This is a genomic window from Sporolactobacillus putidus (assembly GCF_014647035.1).
Lineage (GTDB): Bacteria > Bacillota > Bacilli > Bacillales > Sporolactobacillaceae > Sporolactobacillus > Sporolactobacillus putidus.
Genome location: NZ_BMOK01000002.1, coordinates 1 through 18,135 on the forward strand (window position 1 = coordinate 1; position 18,135 = coordinate 18,135).

Consider the following 18,135-nt stretch of genomic DNA (forward strand, 5'->3'; position numbering starts at 1 on the left):
AATCCATGTTTCACTGATAGTTGCTTGATCGGGAAGGCTGCCATTTACACAAAATACTTGACACTCCCAATGCTAATTTAAGAATTTGCGTACCATAGCCTTTATTTCTGCAGCAAGGTGATATATCATAGCCTATGTGACCTGCACATTCTACTTCCCGGTGTCTGACTCGTGCGACTCCCACTACTTCATGAGCATCAATTAGCCAAAATGTTGACGTTGTCACCCAGTCTCGGGGTACATTTATTCCTTTAGAATGAGCGTCTAAGTCGTTTATATATCCATCAAAATTTGACAATGCCTTTTCATATAGATGAAAATAAAAATCATCGTTTGCTTTTTTATAGGACAGTACATAATTTTCAAAACTCTGTTGGTATTCTTTACTTGGCATTGCTAAAAATAAATCTCCCATTTCTATCCCCCTGCGTGCCCTTTTCTAAACTATTGTTAACGAATGTTAAAAATAGTTAATTACAAAATAAGATCGTTTCTTTTACAATAAAGCTGCACAAAAAATACGAACTGTGCGGGCTACTAAGTTCACTCGCTTTCTTTCCCGTTGTGTAACCACAATGACGATGATTTCTGATGAATCAACGGTATAAAGCCATCCGTATAAAGAATTTACTCTCCATCGAATGGTTCTCCATTCTAATAGCTTAGGAAGTTGGAAATAGCCATGATTAAAGTTATTCTCTATCGAACTGCCATCATATTTTCACTTGTGTTGATACTTTGTGCCCTCTGTGTGGCCTTCGTACAATTTTATCCCTTCCCAAAAAGTCAACGCTTTGAAAATGCAAATTACCCTGCTGTTACAACCATAAAGTCCGAAAAAAAGGGAGATCCCATTAACATTATGATCATTGGAAGTCAGTCTGAGATAACAGATGCTTTCATCAAAGCCGGGTGGGTGATTCCTGATCCGATAACACCAGAGACCAGTGCACGAATATCTTTTGATTCGCTCGCCCAGTTGCCCTATCCAACTGCACCGGTAAGCAGCTTGTATCTTTACAATAGAAAACAGGATTTAGCTTTTGAGAAGCCAACGAATGATGTTCAAATCCGGGATCATATTCGATTATGGGATACCGGCACGTATTTGGGAAAAGAAAAAATATGGTTAGGTTCGGCAACCTTTGATAACGGAATAAAAGTGAGTTCTAAAACCTACATGCCTACACATCATGTGGATTCATCCATTGATCGTGAAAGGGGAAGGGTTTTTCAAACATTAAGACCGTATTTCCCTTTTTCCTCCATTTCGTCTTTTACACAACCAACGCTTTTCGGTGTCAATGGTGGGGGAGACTGGTATTATACCGACGGTGAAATTGCCATATTGTCTAAATTAAGCTTTCATAATCAAAACTTTATCACCCAAAATTCCATGGCTTTGACAATAAAAATGTGGATTTTTTGGGTTATTGATAGAAGTCTTGGGAAAGTTTAATGAGTCCTTAAATCTTTTTTCATGTTATGGATAAACCCAAATTGCATTAAAAGCAAAATACACTGGCTTAATGATGATCAATTATATTATTTGGTAATGAACTTCCTCAAGGATTTTCATATACGTAGAGTATACATGATTTTTTGCAATACAAACGAACTGCAAAGTAACTTGTTTATAGATATTTTAATGTTTCATCCAGATTTTTTACTTCCGTGTACGGCATGCAATTTTGGAGCCCTTTTTTAGATCGTCGATTAATCCAAATCCTTCTCCAATTCATTCTTTGTGCAGGGACTATATCCCACCAAAAGCCAGCCGCTATATGTACATGGTGATTCGTTGTCAGTTTGTTTTGAACCTGTTCAAAAAAACTCAATTGAGGTTTATAGGCGTGCAAGTCTTCAGCAAGATAAACAGCATCAAATTCATGTACAAGCGATTTTAAATTGTATCTCATAATATTCCAGTCAGAGTTCGACATGATAGCTGTCCGATACCCCTTTGATTTTAGGGATTTCAATGTATCAATGACCTCAGGGTATGGAGATAGCTTCTGATGCACCTTTATTAATCGATCATATTGATCGGTTAGTTTTTCCACATTCAGTTCCATCTCGCAATACTGCAGAGCCTTATAGATAATATCACTATACGCAGTAAACAATCCCTCGCCATACATTAAACGTTCCTCAAATTTACCATATGTATTGACCATGGATGTTTTATTAATCCCTTGTTCAGAAGCAACCCTTTCAAGTTCTTCCCAAAAAGCAGAAGTATCAATTAATGTTCCATAACAATCAAACGTCAATATATCGGCCAATGTTTTATCCCCTCACTTTCTATCGTTTTATAACTAGATGCGCAGTATCCGTCGATTGCGCAACAAAATACGTACTGAGCAGCAACTTAGATCAATTTTAGAGGAGAAAGTATGTTCTTTTTTGACTTATAACTCTTTTGTCACATATACGCCCCTCAATTAGATCTTGCTTATGGGTGCTGCAGAACATTTCCGTCTATGTTCATTGTAAGCCATTTATAACCGTTATTTTAAAAAAACTTTATTTTAAAGTAGCAAAATAACAACATATTTTCCTTGGATTACCAATAGAAAGTGTATTTCATTGAAATCACTTTTGTCACACAATTGAAATAAGCTCTTTTACAATCATATTTTCAATTTATACATTATTGTCACAAATTAGCGCTGAACATTGTTTTATACTTAATTGAAAAGGAGATGAATATTCATGCTGAGCCTAAAGTTAAAAAAACGCCAAGCATTTTACATTTGCGGATATTATAAAGAAACCAGTCTGGAAACTTGTGAAAAAGAACTGTCCAAACTATGGCGCGATTATGATACCCAAAAAGAGGAACTATTTAACGCTTATGGCTTCAAAAGGGATTTCTATGGACTGATGTGGCCCTCTGCTCACTCGGGTCGGTATTACTATTTGATAGGAATTGAAGGTAATGATAAAATTCAAGCGCCGAAAGAAGCTGTGTGTAAGTGTATACCAGGAGCGAATTATGCAGTCGGTCAAGTACCGGCGGGCATGTCTGCTGTTGATGCCTGGACAGATTATTATGAGAAAACTTTGCCAGATGCGGGGTATACTCCTAACGCTGAACATGGCTTTAATTTTGAATATTACCCCGATGGCAGTCATAAGGCTTACGAACTGTGGACACCAATACATTAGAGGCCTAAACAATGGATACTCGTACAAAAGAAAGATTGATGAATAAGAATGCCATTCCATCATCACTGGAAATAGAAAATTTGTTAGGCGATAAGGCCATTCAGAGACTGAATAAATTTGAGAACTTTTTAACCAGCCATTATGATTTCGTTCGGGAGTTGAAATTTCCCTTTGGAAATAATTACGGTTGGGGATATAAATATACTCACAAAAGCAAAATGCTGTGTTATTTGTTCTTTGAAAAAGGTTCGTTTACGGTTACGATCACGATTGGAAAACGCGAACTGAAAGGACTGTATCAAGAATTAGATAATATGCTCCCCAAAACCAAAACTCTATGGGAAAAGCGCTATCCTTGCGGCGAGGGAGGCTGGATACACTATCCGGTGGAAAACGACCATGAATTACAGGACATTCAAAAACTCATTTACATAAAGAAAAAGCCGAAACAGTTGTCCCGGTGAGCAGATGAAAATAAAAAGATGGGTTTGTTGCAGCATGTATGTTTTTATCGAGGCTGGACTCAGTGCGTCATAGCTTCGGTTCTCTATTCAGTAAATGTACACACTCTTTCACCTCCGGAGTTACCGGTTCAAAATTCTTGACCTTATGGCGCAAGCGCATTATAATGTATACACTGACTGTTTACATGAGTTCTGAAAAATGCTGAACCTCATCATCAATCATCGGAAAGTAGCTCAGCTTGGTAGAGCACATGGCTGGGGGCCATGTGGTCGCAGGTTCAAATCCTGTCTTTCCGATTAAAGGATTTACAATAGGATTATTAAAGTAAAAGCTGTAAGGACGGGCTATGACGACCGTCCTTACAGCTTTTACGGCCTCTCGGCATGTGCGATTATGTCCACGGCCCTGAGGTCGTTTTTTTGCTAAGGCCTTCCGATTCCGCTACGAGCGGCGGAATCAGGGAATCGAGAGACTGGATTAATGTGCACAGGACATGGTTTACATGCCCCTGCTCAAATTGTTCCAGAGGTTCCGGCAGCTCATCTTCATCTAAAACACTATAACGCCCGTCAGGAAGGACCAAAACGTCAAGAATCAGATCTTCATAGGAAACAACGCGGTCTGAGATATGCGTATTTCTGACAATATTAAGGTAAGAACCCCTGTAGTTTCCCTCCGGTCCTATCCAGATATAGACGTTGTAAGGCCTTTCCGTCCAATAAAAAGAAATAGTATGGCTGCCTTCAGGAATGGTCAGCTCCGTCTCGCCGCGCCGCAGTGAAACAGATTTTTCCAATCGATAATAAAGAACCGCATCATCTTTTCCGATTTTTAGCCGCTGGCAGCTGTATTCCGCAATGGTGCCATCGTACCGTATTTTTCTCTCAATAATCGTCTTTTTCTTGATCGGGTGGTCCATATCTGCTGCTCCCCCCGCCGGACTTCCCGAATTCGGGACTGTGTTTTCCTCTTTCTTTATTTTACTACGCGCGCAGCAATGCCCTGTCTTTTTAGATAAGGTGATGCAGAAAAATCAGCGTTCCGGACATTTTCATCTGGAAGGCTGGTTAAATTTTTTCTGTTACTTGAATGAAATGTCTGTTCATATTGAGCGTCGCGCCAACGATCGCGGATACGAGAGCAGCAACGACTAACGACCAAAAAGCCGCCTGGAAAGATCCATGAAACAGGCTGATCATGATTCCGATAAGAGAGGGTGCGACTACTCCGGCAATCTGGCCGCCGAAGTTGATATAACCTGTTGCCGTCCCTATGGATTTTCCCGGAAAATATTTTAACGGTACGGCGAACACGGTCACAAATACCGTGCATAACGAAAACTGGCACAACGACCAGAAAAGAATAGCCATCGTAATCGACTGGGAGGCAAACATCAAATATAAAAACAGAGCTGTAAAAACCGAGCCGTAAACAAGAAAAATCTTTTCCCGTCCATTCATAAATTTGTCCAGCACCCAGCCAGTCAGCATGATCGAGAGAAAGCCAGCCGTCGAGGGGATAGCGGACAATAGTCCCATTTTCAGCAGTTTCAGATGACGAACCTCGATTAAATATGAGGGCATCCAGGTCGCGAGTCCCCAGTTTACAATACTGATGCCGAACCAGACAATAAGCACCTTCCACACCAGATCCATTTTGACGAGTTCACCCGCAGAAATCCGGGTTGCAGCCGGTTGCTTCGTTTCGTTATTTTTTCGATGAACGGGGAGAGAGAACCATAAGAGAATGGTAATGATGATACCCAGCAGGGCTAAAATGTGAAACGTATTTCTCCAATTGTAGAGTACCATCAGTGTGGCGACGCCAAATGAACCGACAATTCCTGCAAGCTGATAGGAAGAGAGCAGTATGGATTTCGCCCTCGCACGTTCCGATCTTGGAAAATTTTCGGCGACAGCTACCGAACTTGCCGGAGAAAAGCTGCCTTCGCCGAGGCCAAACATAAAGCGAACGGCAAACAGAGTGATGAAGGAAGTGACGAGACCGGTCAATCCGGTAAAAAGCGACCAGGCCAAAACACAAAGAATTAAAACTTTTCTCGAGCCGAAGAGATCGGCGAACCATCCCCCAAAAAGCTGCATGATCGAATAACCGAGAAAAAAACTGCTTAAGATCAATCCGGATTGCGCGGCCGACAAGGAAAACTCTTTCCCAATCGGGATAATCGCAATATTGATCGCCATTCGGTCAAAATAGCCAATAAACCAGGTAATAAAAAGGACGCTCAATGTCACATATCTCCTGTTTTCTGCAGCGAAAAGATCCACCCGTTTTCCCCCTCTTTTTGGTAAATGCGTCATGCCTTTAATTTTTGTCCATAGGCAAGGTTCAGACAGCATTTCGGGAATGCACCGTTCTTCTTAAAATTGCCGTGAGAAAGTGCATGGGCCGTGAATGGAACACTCACATAAAAAGGGTGAAGCGAAAAACAGATCGGCGAGTGGCATTAATGGGTTTTCGTATGATCACAGACCCGTTATCAAAGAAGAAAACAGACGGACAGGCGACTGCCGGCGATGCCGCTTCAAATCAGAGTTAATTGAGGCCGCACGCTTCCGCCAGAAGCTCAACGAGGTGTACAGCCCGGACGTGGTCCCCGAGATGCTCACGTTCAATTCCGGCCTTCATTTGCAGAAGACAACCCGGATTGGTGGTGACAATAAGATCCGGGTTCTTGTCTTTCACATCCGCCATTTTCACGTCGAGAATCTTCATTGATTCTTCATAGTTAACGATATTGTAAACACCGGCGGATCCGCAGCAAAAATCGGGATCGTCCAGTGGATGAAAATCGAGGCCTTTAATTGTACGGATCAGCTGCAGCGGTTCGTGAATCACTTTCTGAACGTTTGTCATATGGCAGGATGGCTGAAAAGTAACCCGGCAGTGAATCTCCTTCTTAATAGGGAGCGGCAGCTGCGCTAAAAGCACACTGATATCCACGGATTTTTTTGCAAAACGTTCGGCACGCTGCTTCCATTCTTCATCATCCTCAAACAGATGAGCATATTCGCCAAGCATCGCGCCGCATCCTCCCGCATTATTCACAATATAATCGAATGATTCCTGTTCAAACACTTCAATATTCCGTTTGGCAAGTTCCTGAGTCAGGTCCGTCCGTCCGCCGTGATCGTGGAGCGCCCCGCAGCACGTCTGACCTTCCGCTGCGACCACCTCGCAGCCGCAGGCCGCAAGTAGTTCCATGCTCAGGTCGTTAATTCTGTCGAACACGGCATCCATAACACAGCCGGTAAAGAATCCGACTTTAAATAGCGGTTTGCCTTCGGGGAACAACCTTTTCGGCCTATGATGCCGATGACTCGGACTGGAAATCTTGGGCGTCGCCTGTTCAAAAGTTTCCAGACTATGGGGCAGCAGCTTATTCATGCCGGTTAAATGAGCGACGGTTTTCAATCCTGATTTTTGATAAAACCAAAGGATATTGCTCGCCGTATTCAACATATGTCTTTTTGGAAAAATCTGTTTGTAAAACAAGTCTTCTTCAAATCTCTTGACGGGTGACACCATATCCATTTCCTGCTCATAGAGCGCTTCCTTAGCAGATTCAAGAATTTTACCGTACTTGACATTTGTCGGACAGACACGCTCACATGCCCGGCAGCCCAGGCAGAGATTGATCGGTCCTTTCAGTTTATCGAGTGAGATTTTACCCTCCGCCGCCATTTTTACGAGATTAATCCGCCCGCGCGGCGACTGAGTTTCTTTGCCCATTGTTTTATAGGTCGGGCACGCTGGAAGGCAGCTGCCGCATTGAATGCAGTCAAACGTTTCATTATAAGCCAGTTTCTTTCTCGGATCCCCGCTCATTCCGACAACACCAGCCTTTGTCCCGGAACCGGAAAGATTTTCGAAGGGTTCAATATATTGTTGGGATCCCACGCTGTCTTGATCCGTTTCATCATGTCCAGCGCCTCAGGCGAAAATTCCCAAGGCATGAACGCGCTTTTCATCGTGCCTATGCCATGTTCTCCGGATAAGGTACCTCCCAGGTCGAGCGCCGCGTGAAAGATTGCCTCAATCGCCTTTTCGACTCTTTCCATCTCTTTCTTGTCCCTTTTGTCGCAGATGATATTCGGGTGGAGGTTGCCGTCGCCCGCGTGACCGAACACAACCAGATCAATCCGGTATTTCATTTTGATTTCCTGAAGACGCGCGCAGAACTCAGGTATTTTGCTTCGCGGAACCGTTGCATCCTCTGAAATCTTTGTCGGTTTTGTACGGACAATGGCCGGTGAGACAAGCTTGCGGGCCTGCCATAACTCGCCGGCCTCCTGATCCGTTTTGGCGACTTTTATCTCCTTTGCGCCAGTGTTCTTCGCTATCTCAGCGATTTTCTCCGACTCATCTTTCACGGCGGCAGGATGCCCGTCGAGAGCGACAAGCAGAATCGCCTCGGCGTCCGTCGGCAGTCCGAGAGGTTTGTAGGCTTCGACTGCCCGAATCGACGCGCCATCCATCATTTCGATTTTGGCCGGTAAAATGCCGGATGTCAGTATTTTGGTCACCATTTTTCCTGAATCGATAAAGTGATCGAAAATAATCATCAGCGTCCGGGATGACGGCGGCCTCGGGACAAGACGCAAGGTTGCTTCCGTTATCACGCCTAATGTCCCTTCCGATCCGACAATCAGCTTTGTCAAATCATAACCGCTGACATTTTTTACGGTACGCCCGCCGGTCCGCATAATTTCTCCCTGCGGTGTTACGACTTCAAGCCCGATTACATAATCTTTCGTTACCCCGTACTTCAGGCATCTCGGCCCTCCGGAATTTTCAGCCAGATTTCCTGCAATTGTCGACATCTGCGAACTTCCCGGATCGGGAGGATACATCAGACCGTACTTTGCCGCCGCTTTGTCGATCTGGGCCGTAACAACACCCGGGGAGACAACGGCAACCAGGTCTTCACTGTCCACGATCAGCTTCTTATTCCATTGCGAGACATCGAGAACAATTCCTCCCTTTACGGGAAGCGGTCCTCCGCTCAAACTGGATGCCTGCCCCCTGGGCGTTACGGGAATTTTAAAACGGTTGGCCAATTTTAAAATTCCGGCCGTTTCTTCGGCGGAGTTGACCTGAACCACTAAATCCGGAAGGTAGAATCCGAATGACGCATCATAACCATAGCTGACCAGATCTTCTTCACTTGCCAGTACACGGCTTTGATCACGAATGATCATTTTCATTTGTTGAAAAGCGTTTCTTGGAATCGACATACACTCGCCCCTGTCATCATTTGTTTCCGATAATTCGAAAAAGTTTATTCGTGCTATTTTATGATATCGCTTTCATGAATAATGTGTAAAGAAAGATGTTTCTTATTAAAATCCTGTTCAACTGCATGCCCCCCTATATTTCACGATCAAGAGCCCGAATTCCTTTGCCTCCAAAAAATAAATTTTTCTTAAGTCTTTAATTCTATTAAAATAATTCTCTTTTAATGACAAACCCAAGTTAAAACCGACTTCCAGACAGTTAGAACCAACTTTACCGTTGTTAGGACCAACTTGAAGCTGGATTGAACCAAGTGGTCGGTCAAAGATAGAGCACTGATAGTAGCCGAAAAAGTATCAAAGGGTGCCAAAGTATATAGATAAATTTAGATTCGATATGCGGATTAGATTCTGTTATTCAAGTTTGACCGCTGCGCTATTAACGTCTACCGTTTATTGCGCTACCGATATTTTTAAACCATTTTATAAAAATGGAACAATTTCACAGCGTAGAAATGTGTGTTCATGGCTTCGTTATAAAACAACTTTATTGTCAGTTATCAAGTTCAAGAATTCGTTTGAAGTTGAGCGTCAAAAGGCAAAAAAAAAGAACCATAATCGGTTCTTTTTCAAGATCTGGTAACACTCCCATTTGCCTGCAGAAAGCCGAGGTGTCCGTCAGATCTGTCGTTGCCGGACTGCGTGAACATTACTTTTGACCGATCGCCAGTTCTCCGAAATAACGGATGATGTTGCTCCGGCTGATCATGCCTACGACATGCCGTTCACTGTCGATGACCGGTAATTTCTTGAAATGATGATGGGACAGGATTTTCAGAACGGCGTCCAGATCCTTATTCACATAAACAGTCTGGAGATTCTTTTTTTTCATAATCTCTTTTACTTTTTTGTTTAAAAGATCTTTGATCTTGTCACGTGAGACTTCAACCTCAATGGCTGCGATCATCGTATAAAAATCATAAATAGTCTGCTGTTTCGGCGAGACGGCACGAAGAATATCCCCGTCAGTTACAAAGCCGGCCAGCTTATCCTGATCGTCCAGAACGGGTACGCTGCCGATCTTGCATGCAATCAATGTCTTGATCAGCGATTCAATCGTGTCATTCTCATGCACCGAAATCACATCTTTAATCATCAGATCTTCAACAAGCACCAGCACCACCCCCTGATAGTGTCTGCCCCTTCTATATCCCATTTTACAATAGACCGCTGCAAATGAAAACGTTTTATTCACAACGTTTCTGCTAACAAGAGTTGATCAAAACGATTTTGGATCCCGCGTCTGAAATACGTTTCATACACGCCTGAGCCGGCTTCAGGCAATCATTCAAAAGTTGGGAGGGTTGATTAATAAGATGAGCTCAATAAAATTCGAGAAAAGGAATGTCTGACAATAAAGGCAGGCACCGTAACGTTGAAAACGAAGCGCTCGGTATCTTTACTTTTCTTTTTTATCCGCTCTTCCCGACCGTTTCGCAGCCTCGCGAAGCAAAAATTCAATCTGACCGTTGACACTGCGGAATTCGTCAGCCGACCATCTCTGCAGAATATCATAAAGGTCGTGATCTATTCTCAATAAAAAGCTTTTTTTCTGTGCCATGTAAAAACCCCATTTATCAATAAAGACTTCCCGTATTTACAACCGGCTGGGTTCCTTTTTCTGAAACGATGGCAACCATCAGATTATTAACCATACTTACTTTTCTTTCTTCGTCCAGCTCAATCACATGATCCTCTTCGAGACGCTGAATCGCCATCTGAGCCATGCCCACAGCTCCCTCGACAATTTTCTGCCTGGCAGAAATGATTGCCGCTGCCTGCTGGCGCTGAAGCATCGCCTGTGCCACTTCCGTTGAGTAGGCAAGATGCGTCAGCCTTGTTTCGATGACCGCGACTCCGGCAAGAGTAAGCCGATTCTGTAGTTCTTCTTTCAGCAGATCGGAAATTTCTGCTGCATTGCTTCTAAGAGACAGGCCCTTTTCTTCAAAATTATCGTAAGGATACTGGGAAGCTATATGGCGAACTGCCGTCTCGCTTTGAATCTCAACGAACTGACTGTAATTATCCACATCAAACAGCGCCTTTGCCGAATCCACGACTTTAAATACAACAACGGCCGCGATTTCGATCGGATTGCCTTCCACGTCATTGACTTTCAGCTTCTGACTATTGAAGTTGCGGACACGGAGCGACACCGTCCTTCTTGCGGACAAAGGCACGGTCAGAAAGATCCCATTGTCCTGAACGCTTCCCACATAACGCCCAAAAAAAGTGACGACTTTGGTTTTGTTCGGGGGAACAACGGTCATGCCGGTCATCAGTGCAAAAGCGGCGAGCCAGAAAAATGCGGCGGCCCAAAGAATAGTCGATACTCCTGCGGCAACCCCCGCCCCAAGTAAAACAAGTATAGCCAGCAGACCGATGAAACCGTTCATTTTCCAAGCTTTTATTTCTTTCAAAACAAACCCCTCCTTTATATTTTATATATTATCTTTATATTAATATGATATCATAATTTCCTGTTTTTTACTATTTTCTTCTGTTAGTCATTTTTAAAGAACAACGATTTCTTTATTCATGAAGGAAGTTCAGGGAAGATCGGAAACAGTCTGAAAAGGACCGATCGTGGCGAGATCACTCTAAAAAAAAACGCCCGGGAAAATGAGCGTTTTTAATGAAGTCATTTAGTTTGTCACTTTTATGTCACTCGCAAAAATAAATCACTTGAAAATCTCTTAACGCCATTGGTTTTTTCACCTGGGCTCGACAATCAGCTTGATTGCAGTCCGTTCTTCACCGTCGATTATAATATCCGTAAAAGCAGGAATACAGATCAAATCGAGTCCGCTTGGAGCGACAAATCCCCTGGCAATCGCAACAGCCTTGACTGCCTGATTGAGAGCGCCCGCTCCGATCGCCTGAATTTCTGCCGTTTTTTGTTCCCTCATCGCGTGGGCAAGGGCACCGGCAACAGAGTTGGGTATAGATTTTGCTGAAACTTTTAACACATCCATTTCCGTTTGTCATCTCCTTATGAGGATTGCCCATAATTTACTATATTCCCCTTAAGGATGACTATTCCTGCCATTTATCCGGTTTCCGTATTGTATCCGGCCGTGAATGCCGCGCTCACTCAAAAAAAGGGTGGTCATCGTTAATCAGCCGGCGCTCTATATGTTTTGCTTTCCCGGTTTGCCCATCAATATCGATAATGACCGCGCTCAGCTGGCCCGAACCTTCTTCGCTCTCAAAGCGAACCGGCATCGAAGTGAGGAATCTTCTGGTTACCGCCGCCCGCTCCACTCCGATAATGCCGTTATACGGCCCTGTCATTCCGACATCGGATAAGTAAGCGGTGCCGCCCGGAAAAATTCGTTCATCCGCAGTCTGGACATGAGTGTGTGTCCCGATCACAGCCGAAACACGTCCGTCAAGATACCGGCCCATAGCCAGTTTTTCACTTGTCGTCTCCGCGTGAATATCCACAAAAATAATCGGCGTTTTTTCCCGCGCTTCAGAAACGAGCCGATCGGCCGTCCGAAACGGATCATCAATTGCAGGTAGAAAGACGCGCCCCTGAATATTGATCACTGCAACGTGAATTTTATTGACCGGAAACATTTGCAGGCCCTTGCCGGGCGTCCCTTCAGGAAAATTTGCCGGACGGACGATCTGTTTTGCGTCGTCAATAAACTCGAAAATTTCACGGTTATCCCATGTATGGTTGCCCATTGTGATCATGTCTGCACCGAGTTCCGTCAACCGGTTGTATATTTTTTTTGTAATGCCCTTTCCATGGGCAGCATTTTCCGCATTGATAATCGTCACAGTTGGGTGATAAAAGTCCTTCAGTCTGGGAAGATACTGTTCGACCATTTCACGTCCTGTCTTTCCGTAGACGTCTCCGATAAATAATAATCTCATATGACTCGCTCTTTTCTTTTTAACTGATCGGTTCGCGCGATGCTCAAAAACTGTCACAGCCTGACCAAAACCGATCGGCACAAGTTTCCTAAGGTGTCTCGAAGCTAACGGAGCAGAGTTGAATAAAAAAAGCGGCTGATCGCCGCTTTTTTTATTTTGCATACTCTACTGCCCGCGTCTCGCGAATCACAGTGACCTTGATATTCCCCGGATAATCGAGCTCGTTCTCAATTTTCTTGGTTATATCATGCGCCAGTTGATAGGATTTTGCGTCATCAATAATATCCGGCTGAACGATAATGCGAATCTCGCGTCCCGCCTGTATTGCATACGACTTTTCAACGCCTTCAAAGGACTCGGATATTTCCTCAAGTTTTTCCAGACGATGAATGTACGTTTCCAGTGTCTCGCGCCGGGCTCCCGGCCTTGCCGCCGACAGCGCATCAGCTGCTGCGACCAGAATGGATATTACAGATGTAGCTTCCGTATCTCCGTGATGAGAAGCAATGCTGTTAATTACAGTAGGGTGTTCTTTATATTTTGTTGCCAGTTCTACACCGATCTCGACATGACTTCCCTCAACTTCATGATCGATCGCTTTTCCAATGTCATGAAGCAACCCTGCGCGCCTTGCCAGTGTCTCGTCTTCGCCGAGCTCTGCGGCCATCATGCCGCACAGGAAAGCAACTTCCACAGAGTGCTTGAGGACATTCTGGCCGTAACTTGTTCTGAAATGCAGGCGGCCCAAAATCTTGATCAGATCCGGATGCAGACTGTGTATACCAACCTCAAACGTCGTCTGTTCACCGTAATCCCGGATTTTCTCATCCACTTCATGGCGCGCTTTTTCAACCATTTCTTCAATACGCGCAGGATGAATCCGTCCGTCCTGAACAAGCTTTTCCAGTGCAATTCTCGCGACTTCACGCCGAATCGGATCAAATCCGGACAGGATTACAGCTTCGGGCGTATCATCGATAATCAAATCGATCCCTGTCAATGTTTCGAGTGTACGGATATTCCGACCTTCCCTTCCGATAATCCGTCCCTTCATTTCATCATTGGGCAGATTGACAACGGATACGGTCGTCTCGGCAACATGATCCGCCGCACAGCGCTGAATCGCCAGAGAAAGAATGCTTTTCGCCTTCTTTTCAGCCTCTTCCCTCGCCCGGGTCTCAATATCCTTGGCAATTTGGGAAGCCTCATGAACCGTTTCCTGTCTGACCTGATTCAGGATCAGCTCTTTTGCTTCTTCGTTCGTAAATCCGGAAATGCGTTCTAACTCTGACTGCTGTTTTTGCAGCAATTCCTCCACTTTGCTCTCCATCTCTTCAATTTGTCGATGTTTCTTGCTAAGTGTTTCCTCCCTTTTTTCCAATGAACTTTCCTTATTATCAAGAGATTCGCTTTTTCGATCCAGCAGATCCTCTTTCTGTACCAGGCGATTTTCCTGCCTTTGAAGTTCATTTCTGCGTTCCCGGGCTTCGCTTTCAGCTTGAGACCTGAAGGTATGAATTTCATCCCTTGCTTCAAGGAGCGCTTCTTTCTTCAGCGCTTCCGCATCACGATGTGCTTCTTCAATGATCTGATGTGCTGCGGTCTCCGCGGAAGCAATTTTCGCCTCAGCAATTTTTTTTCGGATCGTGTACCCAACAAATAGACAAACTACAGAGACAAGCGCAATGGAGATGATTGTAACAAAACTAGTCATCTTTTCACCTCCTTGCCTTCCCATATCGTCAAGAAGTCCAATCATTCACTTTTACTTTTGAATGAGCTTAGCAAAGGAACAATATAAGAAACCGGAAAAAATCATCGCGGTTTTGTTTCTTTTTTGCGAAGAAGAGCGTTCTCCGGACACAATGAAACGATCCGCTGATCCCTGATATTCTTAACCGCCGCTTTTTAAGCACATACTTTTAGAAAAGTTTACATATTCACAAATCAATAACATGGATGTTACAGTTTCATTTTATAGTCGAGATTTTGGGTTGTCAACCTTGCGCAAAATAACGAAAGCAATAAATGGATTGCAGACTAATTTTCACTAATTTTCTGTAATTTGTTTTTAAAAAAAATGACTGCGCTGTCTCAGGGAACGAACGTGACAATTGTTGTGTCCACCCGTCATCCAGCACAATCAGTCTTTTACACAGTGCATCGTTTTCAAAGGGTCACTGCCTGTCCGCAAGTTTTCGGAAGGCTTAATTCAATTCCTTGCCCGCAGGCTGTTCCGCATCTTCAGAGACCGTCTCATCGTCAGCGGCATCATCCAGATGATAATGGGCACGAATTTGTTTCTTGATCTCGTCCTTGATCGGTTCATTTTCTTTTAAAAACAGTTTTGCATTTTCACGACCCTGGCCGAGACGCTCTTTATTGTATGAATACCAGGCGCCGCTTTTCTCAACGATATCAAGCTCCGCGCCGATATCGAGAATTTCTCCCTCCTGAGAAATTCCCTGGCCGTACATGATATCGACCTCCGCCTGCTTGAACGGGGGAGCAACCTTGTTCTTCACCACTTTAATTCTTGCACGGTTCCCGACAATGTCATTGCCGACCTTGAGTGCTTCTGCACGGCGCACTTCAAGACGGACCGACGCGTAAAATTTCAGTGCCCGTCCGCCCGGTGTGGTTTCCGGATTGCCGAACATCACACCGACCTTCTCGCGAATCTGATTGATGAAAATGGCTGTTGTCTTTGATTTGCTGATCGCACCGGACAGTTTTCGCAAAGCCTGCGACATCAGCCGGGCCTGCAGCCCGACGTGCGCATCACCCATTTCTCCTTCAATTTCCGCCTTGGGAACAAGCGCTGCAACGGAGTCGATGACAATGATATCGATTGCACCGCTCCGGACCAAGGCTTCGCAAATTTCAAGCGCCTGTTCGCCGGTGTCCGGCTGCGACAGAAGCAGTTCATCGATGTTTACACCGAGATGTTCCGCATATATGGGATCCAGCGCGTGCTCGGCATCAATAAAAGCCGCCTGACCGCCGCCTTTCTGGGCCTCGGCAATCGCGTGGAGCGCCACTGTTGTTTTTCCTGAAGACTCAGGACCGTAAATTTCAATAATACGGCCGCGCGGGTAGCCGCCGACCCCCATCGCAATATCCAGGGCCAGCGAACCGCTCGATACCGTGGAAACACGCTGTTCCGGCTGTTCTCCCAGCCTCATAATCGAACCTTTGCCAAACTGTTTTTCAATCTGACGCAGGGCATTGTCAAGTGCCGCTTTTCTCTCGTTCTTTTCAGCCATTTTCGATTCATCTCCTTAGACATCCTTTTATCATCATAACCTTTTTCCGAAAACAGCACAAGTGTTCTGGGAATATTTATTCGCATCCATTTGCCTGTCCTTTATCTGTGCGGATTTTACTCCTCAAGAACCGGCAAATGGCAAAGATAGCGTCTGATCAGGTCATACCCGGTTTTAACGGACTGGGTCCTGATTTTCCGGCGTGACCCATTGAAATGAAACAAATAACTTTTCGCTCCTCGGGCATCTGCAAAACCGATGTATACTGTTCCGACCTCTTTCCCCTCACTTTTATCCGGTCCGGCCACACCGGTAAAGCCGACGCCAAGATCTGAACCGCACAGCTCCCTGACTGAGGCCGCTATCATTTCGGCGCATCTTCCGCTTACAGCGCCTTCCCCGTTCAATACAGATAAGGGCACTTTCAGCACGCGTTCTTTTACCGTGTTTGTATAGCAGACCACACCGCCGGTCAGCACGGAAGAAGCGCCGGGAAGCCCGGTCATCCATTCTGCGGCCATGCCGCCGGTCAGACTTTCCGCAAAGGCAATCGTCTTTTGCTGGTTTACCAAAAGCCTGAACACGACCTCGGCCAACGTCTGCTCCCCATATCCGTATAGATACCGACCGACCCTTTGATTGATTTGTTTTTCTATCCGGTCAAGCATTTTAACGGCTTCTGCCGAATTTTCATGTTTCGCCGTAAGCCTGAGCGTCACTTCGCTTTCCTTGGCCAGCGGAGCGATCGTCGGATTGGACTGAGCATCAATCAGATCGAGAATTTTCGTTTCAAGCTGCGACTCCCCGATTCCAAAGAAACGGAGGACACGCGACTGAATGTGCTGAGTGTGACGATGGGCAAGATAACCTCTCGCGAAGTCGAGAAACATCGGTTTCATCTCGGAAGGAACTCCGGGCATGAGCAAATACGTATGGCCGTTGCTCTCGGCAATCATTCCCGGAGCCATCCCCTGCCGGTTCCGAAGGACATGGCTGCCTTCGATTACGAGGGCCTGTTTCCGATTATTTTCCGTCATTTCACGTCCGGTCACCCGAAAATAGACGAGCATGCTGTCCATCGCTTCCTGATCCGTCACAAGGGCTCTGCCGAGCGCTTCTGCGACCGTCTCTTTCGTAAGATCATCTTTCGTCGGACCGAGACCTCCGGTAAAAATCAGCAGATCCGCGCGTGACTCGGCATTTTGTATCGCATTAAGAAGACGCCCTTTGTTGTCCCCGCACACCGTATGAAAGTAAACATTAATACCCAGCAAAGCCAGCTGTTCCGAAATAAACTGGGCGTTTGTATTGGCGATCTGGCCAAGCAGCAATTCTGAACCTACCGCAATGATCTCAGCATTCATAAAACCAGTGTCCTCCCCTTCCAAACTCGCTTTCTCTCATCCTATTATCTGGTACTGCAGCGCGAAGTGCAACCGGAAAGATTCACTTTGAGCGAAGCAAGACTTCGCGATTCTTGTAGAAATAATCGGCTCCGGAAAGAATGGTCAGAATCACGGCGATCCAAAGAAGAACCTGATTTAAAGGAAACCCGTTCAGGCCGAAAGGAATGTTGTTGAATAAAAAGGAAATGATTGCGAGCATTTGAAAAAATGTCTTCCATTTTCCAAGCTGACCGGCCGCAATCACATCGCCCTCGCCAGCAGCGACAAGACGCAGGCCGGTAACCGCAAACTCGCGGGCAAGAATAATGATGACCATCCAGGAAGCTATTCTTCCCATACCGGCAAACGACACAAAGGCGCTCATCACGAGCAGCTTATCGGCCAGCGGATCGGAAAATTTTCCAAAATTTGTAATCAGATGCCGTTTTCTCGCAATCCGGCCGTCAAGCCAATCGGTTACGGAAGCGATAATGAAGAGGAAACCTGCGAACATTTGAGAAAGCGGAAGCGTAAAGCCCCCTGAACCTGCGGTGCCCAGATTGATCGGTGCGAGGAGAAAAACCAGAAAAACGGGGATCATGATCATACGGGATACTGTTAACTTATTGGCGATGTTCATGATAAAAT

The 18,135-nt window shown here is 45.2% G+C and carries 18 protein-coding genes and 1 tRNA gene; 4 read left to right on the forward strand and 15 right to left on the reverse strand.

The genetic code is table 11. The annotated features are described in order from the left end of the window. Positions 1 to 10 precede the first annotated feature (10 nt). Positions 11 to 415, reverse strand: a complete 405-nt coding sequence (locus tag IEX81_RS02235) for a GNAT family N-acetyltransferase (RefSeq protein WP_188801436.1) — start codon at positions 413 to 415, stop codon at positions 11 to 13. 267 nt (positions 416 to 682) lie between these two features. On the opposite strand from IEX81_RS02235, the gene IEX81_RS02240 reads away from it, so the two are divergent. After that, complete coding sequence (locus IEX81_RS02240) at positions 683 to 1,459, forward strand: LssY C-terminal domain-containing protein (protein ID WP_188801437.1); 777 nt, start codon at positions 683 to 685, stop codon at positions 1,457 to 1,459. A 175-nt stretch (positions 1,460 to 1,634) separates the two neighbouring features. Here IEX81_RS02240 and IEX81_RS02245 read toward each other — a convergent pair whose 3' ends face one another. Then, positions 1,635 to 2,285: an HAD family hydrolase gene (locus IEX81_RS02245; RefSeq protein WP_188801438.1), complete on the reverse strand. Its 651-nt coding sequence runs from the start codon at positions 2,283 to 2,285 to the stop codon at positions 1,635 to 1,637. A gap of 430 nt (positions 2,286 to 2,715) precedes the next feature. Here IEX81_RS02245 and IEX81_RS02250 point away from each other — a divergent pair, with 430 nt between their 5' ends. The 3 genes from IEX81_RS02250 to IEX81_RS02260 all read left to right on the forward strand — a co-directional run bounded on the left by IEX81_RS02250 (position 2,716) and on the right by IEX81_RS02260 (position 3,932). Next, positions 2,716 to 3,171, forward strand: a complete 456-nt coding sequence (locus IEX81_RS02250) for a GyrI-like domain-containing protein (RefSeq protein ID WP_188801439.1) — start codon at positions 2,716 to 2,718, stop codon at positions 3,169 to 3,171. 11 nt (positions 3,172 to 3,182) lie between these two features. Further along, on the forward strand, positions 3,183 to 3,635 hold the full coding sequence (locus IEX81_RS02255) for a DUF3788 family protein (RefSeq protein WP_188801440.1): 453 nt from the start codon (positions 3,183 to 3,185) through the stop codon (positions 3,633 to 3,635). 223 nt (positions 3,636 to 3,858) lie between these two features. Beyond that, positions 3,859 to 3,932 (forward strand) — tRNA-Pro (locus IEX81_RS02260). A 95-nt stretch (positions 3,933 to 4,027) separates the two neighbouring features. Here the strand turns inward: IEX81_RS02260 and IEX81_RS02265 are convergent. The 13 genes from IEX81_RS02265 to pgsA all read right to left on the reverse strand — a co-directional run bounded on the left by IEX81_RS02265 (position 4,028) and on the right by pgsA (position 18,127). Further along, positions 4,028 to 4,555 (reverse strand): ribonuclease FAU-1 family protein, encoded by a 528-nt coding sequence (locus IEX81_RS02265; RefSeq protein WP_188801441.1) that lies wholly within the window; start codon positions 4,553 to 4,555, stop codon positions 4,028 to 4,030. Positions 4,556 to 4,703: 148 nt separating this feature from the next. Further along, entirely contained in the window at positions 4,704 to 5,924 is a 1,221-nt protein-coding gene (locus IEX81_RS02270) for an MFS transporter (protein ID WP_188801442.1), read from the reverse strand. 268 nt (positions 5,925 to 6,192) lie between these two features. Next, a complete protein-coding gene (locus IEX81_RS02275; protein WP_188801443.1) occupies positions 6,193 to 7,485 on the reverse strand; it encodes a (Fe-S)-binding protein in 1,293 nt (430 codons plus the stop codon). Then, positions 7,482 to 8,894, reverse strand: coding sequence for an FAD-binding oxidoreductase (locus IEX81_RS02280; RefSeq protein WP_188801444.1), 1,413 nt, complete (start codon positions 8,892 to 8,894; stop codon positions 7,482 to 7,484). Before IEX81_RS02280 ends, IEX81_RS02275 begins: the two co-directional genes overlap by 4 nt. A 706-nt stretch (positions 8,895 to 9,600) precedes the next feature. After that, positions 9,601 to 10,065 carry a CBS domain-containing protein gene (locus IEX81_RS02285; RefSeq protein ID WP_188801445.1) on the reverse strand — a complete coding sequence of 155 codons (465 nt, stop codon included), beginning with the start codon at positions 10,063 to 10,065 and terminating at the stop codon, positions 9,601 to 9,603. 285 nt (positions 10,066 to 10,350) lie between these two features. After that, positions 10,351 to 10,512 (reverse strand): type II toxin-antitoxin system antitoxin, encoded by a 162-nt coding sequence (locus IEX81_RS02290; protein ID WP_188801446.1) that lies wholly within the window; start codon positions 10,510 to 10,512, stop codon positions 10,351 to 10,353. 16 nt (positions 10,513 to 10,528) lie between these two features. After that, the gene (locus IEX81_RS02295; RefSeq protein WP_188801447.1) at positions 10,529 to 11,371 is read right to left on the reverse strand and encodes an SPFH domain-containing protein; all 843 of its coding nucleotides are present in this window, start codon (positions 11,369 to 11,371) and stop codon (positions 10,529 to 10,531) included. A gap of 294 nt (positions 11,372 to 11,665) precedes the next feature. Further along, entirely contained in the window at positions 11,666 to 11,926 is a 261-nt protein-coding gene (locus IEX81_RS02300) for a stage V sporulation protein S (RefSeq protein ID WP_188801448.1), read from the reverse strand. A 115-nt stretch (positions 11,927 to 12,041) separates the two neighbouring features. Beyond that, positions 12,042 to 12,836 (reverse strand): TIGR00282 family metallophosphoesterase, encoded by a 795-nt coding sequence (locus IEX81_RS02305; RefSeq protein ID WP_188801449.1) that lies wholly within the window; start codon positions 12,834 to 12,836, stop codon positions 12,042 to 12,044. Positions 12,837 to 12,987: 151 nt separating this feature from the next. Then, on the reverse strand, positions 12,988 to 14,550 hold the full coding sequence (gene rny / locus IEX81_RS02310; protein WP_188801450.1) for a ribonuclease Y: 1,563 nt from the start codon (positions 14,548 to 14,550) through the stop codon (positions 12,988 to 12,990). A 493-nt stretch (positions 14,551 to 15,043) separates the two neighbouring features. Continuing rightward, entirely contained in the window at positions 15,044 to 16,102 is a 1,059-nt protein-coding gene (gene recA, locus IEX81_RS02315) for a recombinase RecA (RefSeq protein WP_188801451.1), read from the reverse strand. 116 nt (positions 16,103 to 16,218) lie between these two features. Further along, complete coding sequence (locus IEX81_RS02320; protein WP_188801452.1) at positions 16,219 to 17,466, reverse strand: competence/damage-inducible protein A; 1,248 nt, start codon at positions 17,464 to 17,466, stop codon at positions 16,219 to 16,221. 82 nt (positions 17,467 to 17,548) lie between these two features. Then, positions 17,549 to 18,127, reverse strand: coding sequence for a CDP-diacylglycerol--glycerol-3-phosphate 3-phosphatidyltransferase (gene pgsA, locus IEX81_RS02325; RefSeq protein WP_188801453.1), 579 nt, complete (start codon positions 18,125 to 18,127; stop codon positions 17,549 to 17,551). Positions 18,128 to 18,135: the final 8 nt, after the last annotated feature.

Bases quoted from the DNA above. Each gene is read 5' to 3' on its own strand.
- IEX81_RS02235 (WP_188801436.1), bottom strand. From the start codon at position 415: ATGGGAGATTTATTTTTAGCAATGCCAAGTAAAGAATACCAACAGAGT.
- IEX81_RS02240 (WP_188801437.1), top strand. From the start codon at position 683: ATGATTAAAGTTATTCTCTATCGAACTGCCATCATATTTTCACTTGTG.
- IEX81_RS02250 (WP_188801439.1), top strand. From the start codon at position 2,716: ATGCTGAGCCTAAAGTTAAAAAAACGCCAAGCATTTTACATTTGCGGA.
- IEX81_RS02255 (WP_188801440.1), top strand. From the start codon at position 3,183: ATGGATACTCGTACAAAAGAAAGATTGATGAATAAGAATGCCATTCCA.
- IEX81_RS02265 (WP_188801441.1), bottom strand. From the start codon at position 4,555: ATGGACCACCCGATCAAGAAAAAGACGATTATTGAGAGAAAAATACGG.
- IEX81_RS02275 (WP_188801443.1), bottom strand. From the start codon at position 7,485: ATGAGCGGGGATCCGAGAAAGAAACTGGCTTATAATGAAACGTTTGAC.
- IEX81_RS02280 (WP_188801444.1), bottom strand. From the start codon at position 8,894: ATGTCGATTCCAAGAAACGCTTTTCAACAAATGAAAATGATCATTCGT.
- IEX81_RS02290 (WP_188801446.1), bottom strand. From the start codon at position 10,512: ATGGCACAGAAAAAAAGCTTTTTATTGAGAATAGATCACGACCTTTAT.
- IEX81_RS02300 (WP_188801448.1), bottom strand. From the start codon at position 11,926: ATGGATGTGTTAAAAGTTTCAGCAAAATCTATACCCAACTCTGTTGCC.
- IEX81_RS02305 (WP_188801449.1), bottom strand. From the start codon at position 12,836: ATGAGATTATTATTTATCGGAGACGTCTACGGAAAGACAGGACGTGAA.
- rny (WP_188801450.1), bottom strand. From the start codon at position 14,550: ATGACTAGTTTTGTTACAATCATCTCCATTGCGCTTGTCTCTGTAGTT.
- recA (WP_188801451.1), bottom strand. From the start codon at position 16,102: ATGGCTGAAAAGAACGAGAGAAAAGCGGCACTTGACAATGCCCTGCGT.
- IEX81_RS02320 (WP_188801452.1), bottom strand. From the start codon at position 17,466: ATGAATGCTGAGATCATTGCGGTAGGTTCAGAATTGCTGCTTGGCCAG.
- pgsA (WP_188801453.1), bottom strand. From the start codon at position 18,127: ATGAACATCGCCAATAAGTTAACAGTATCCCGTATGATCATGATCCCC.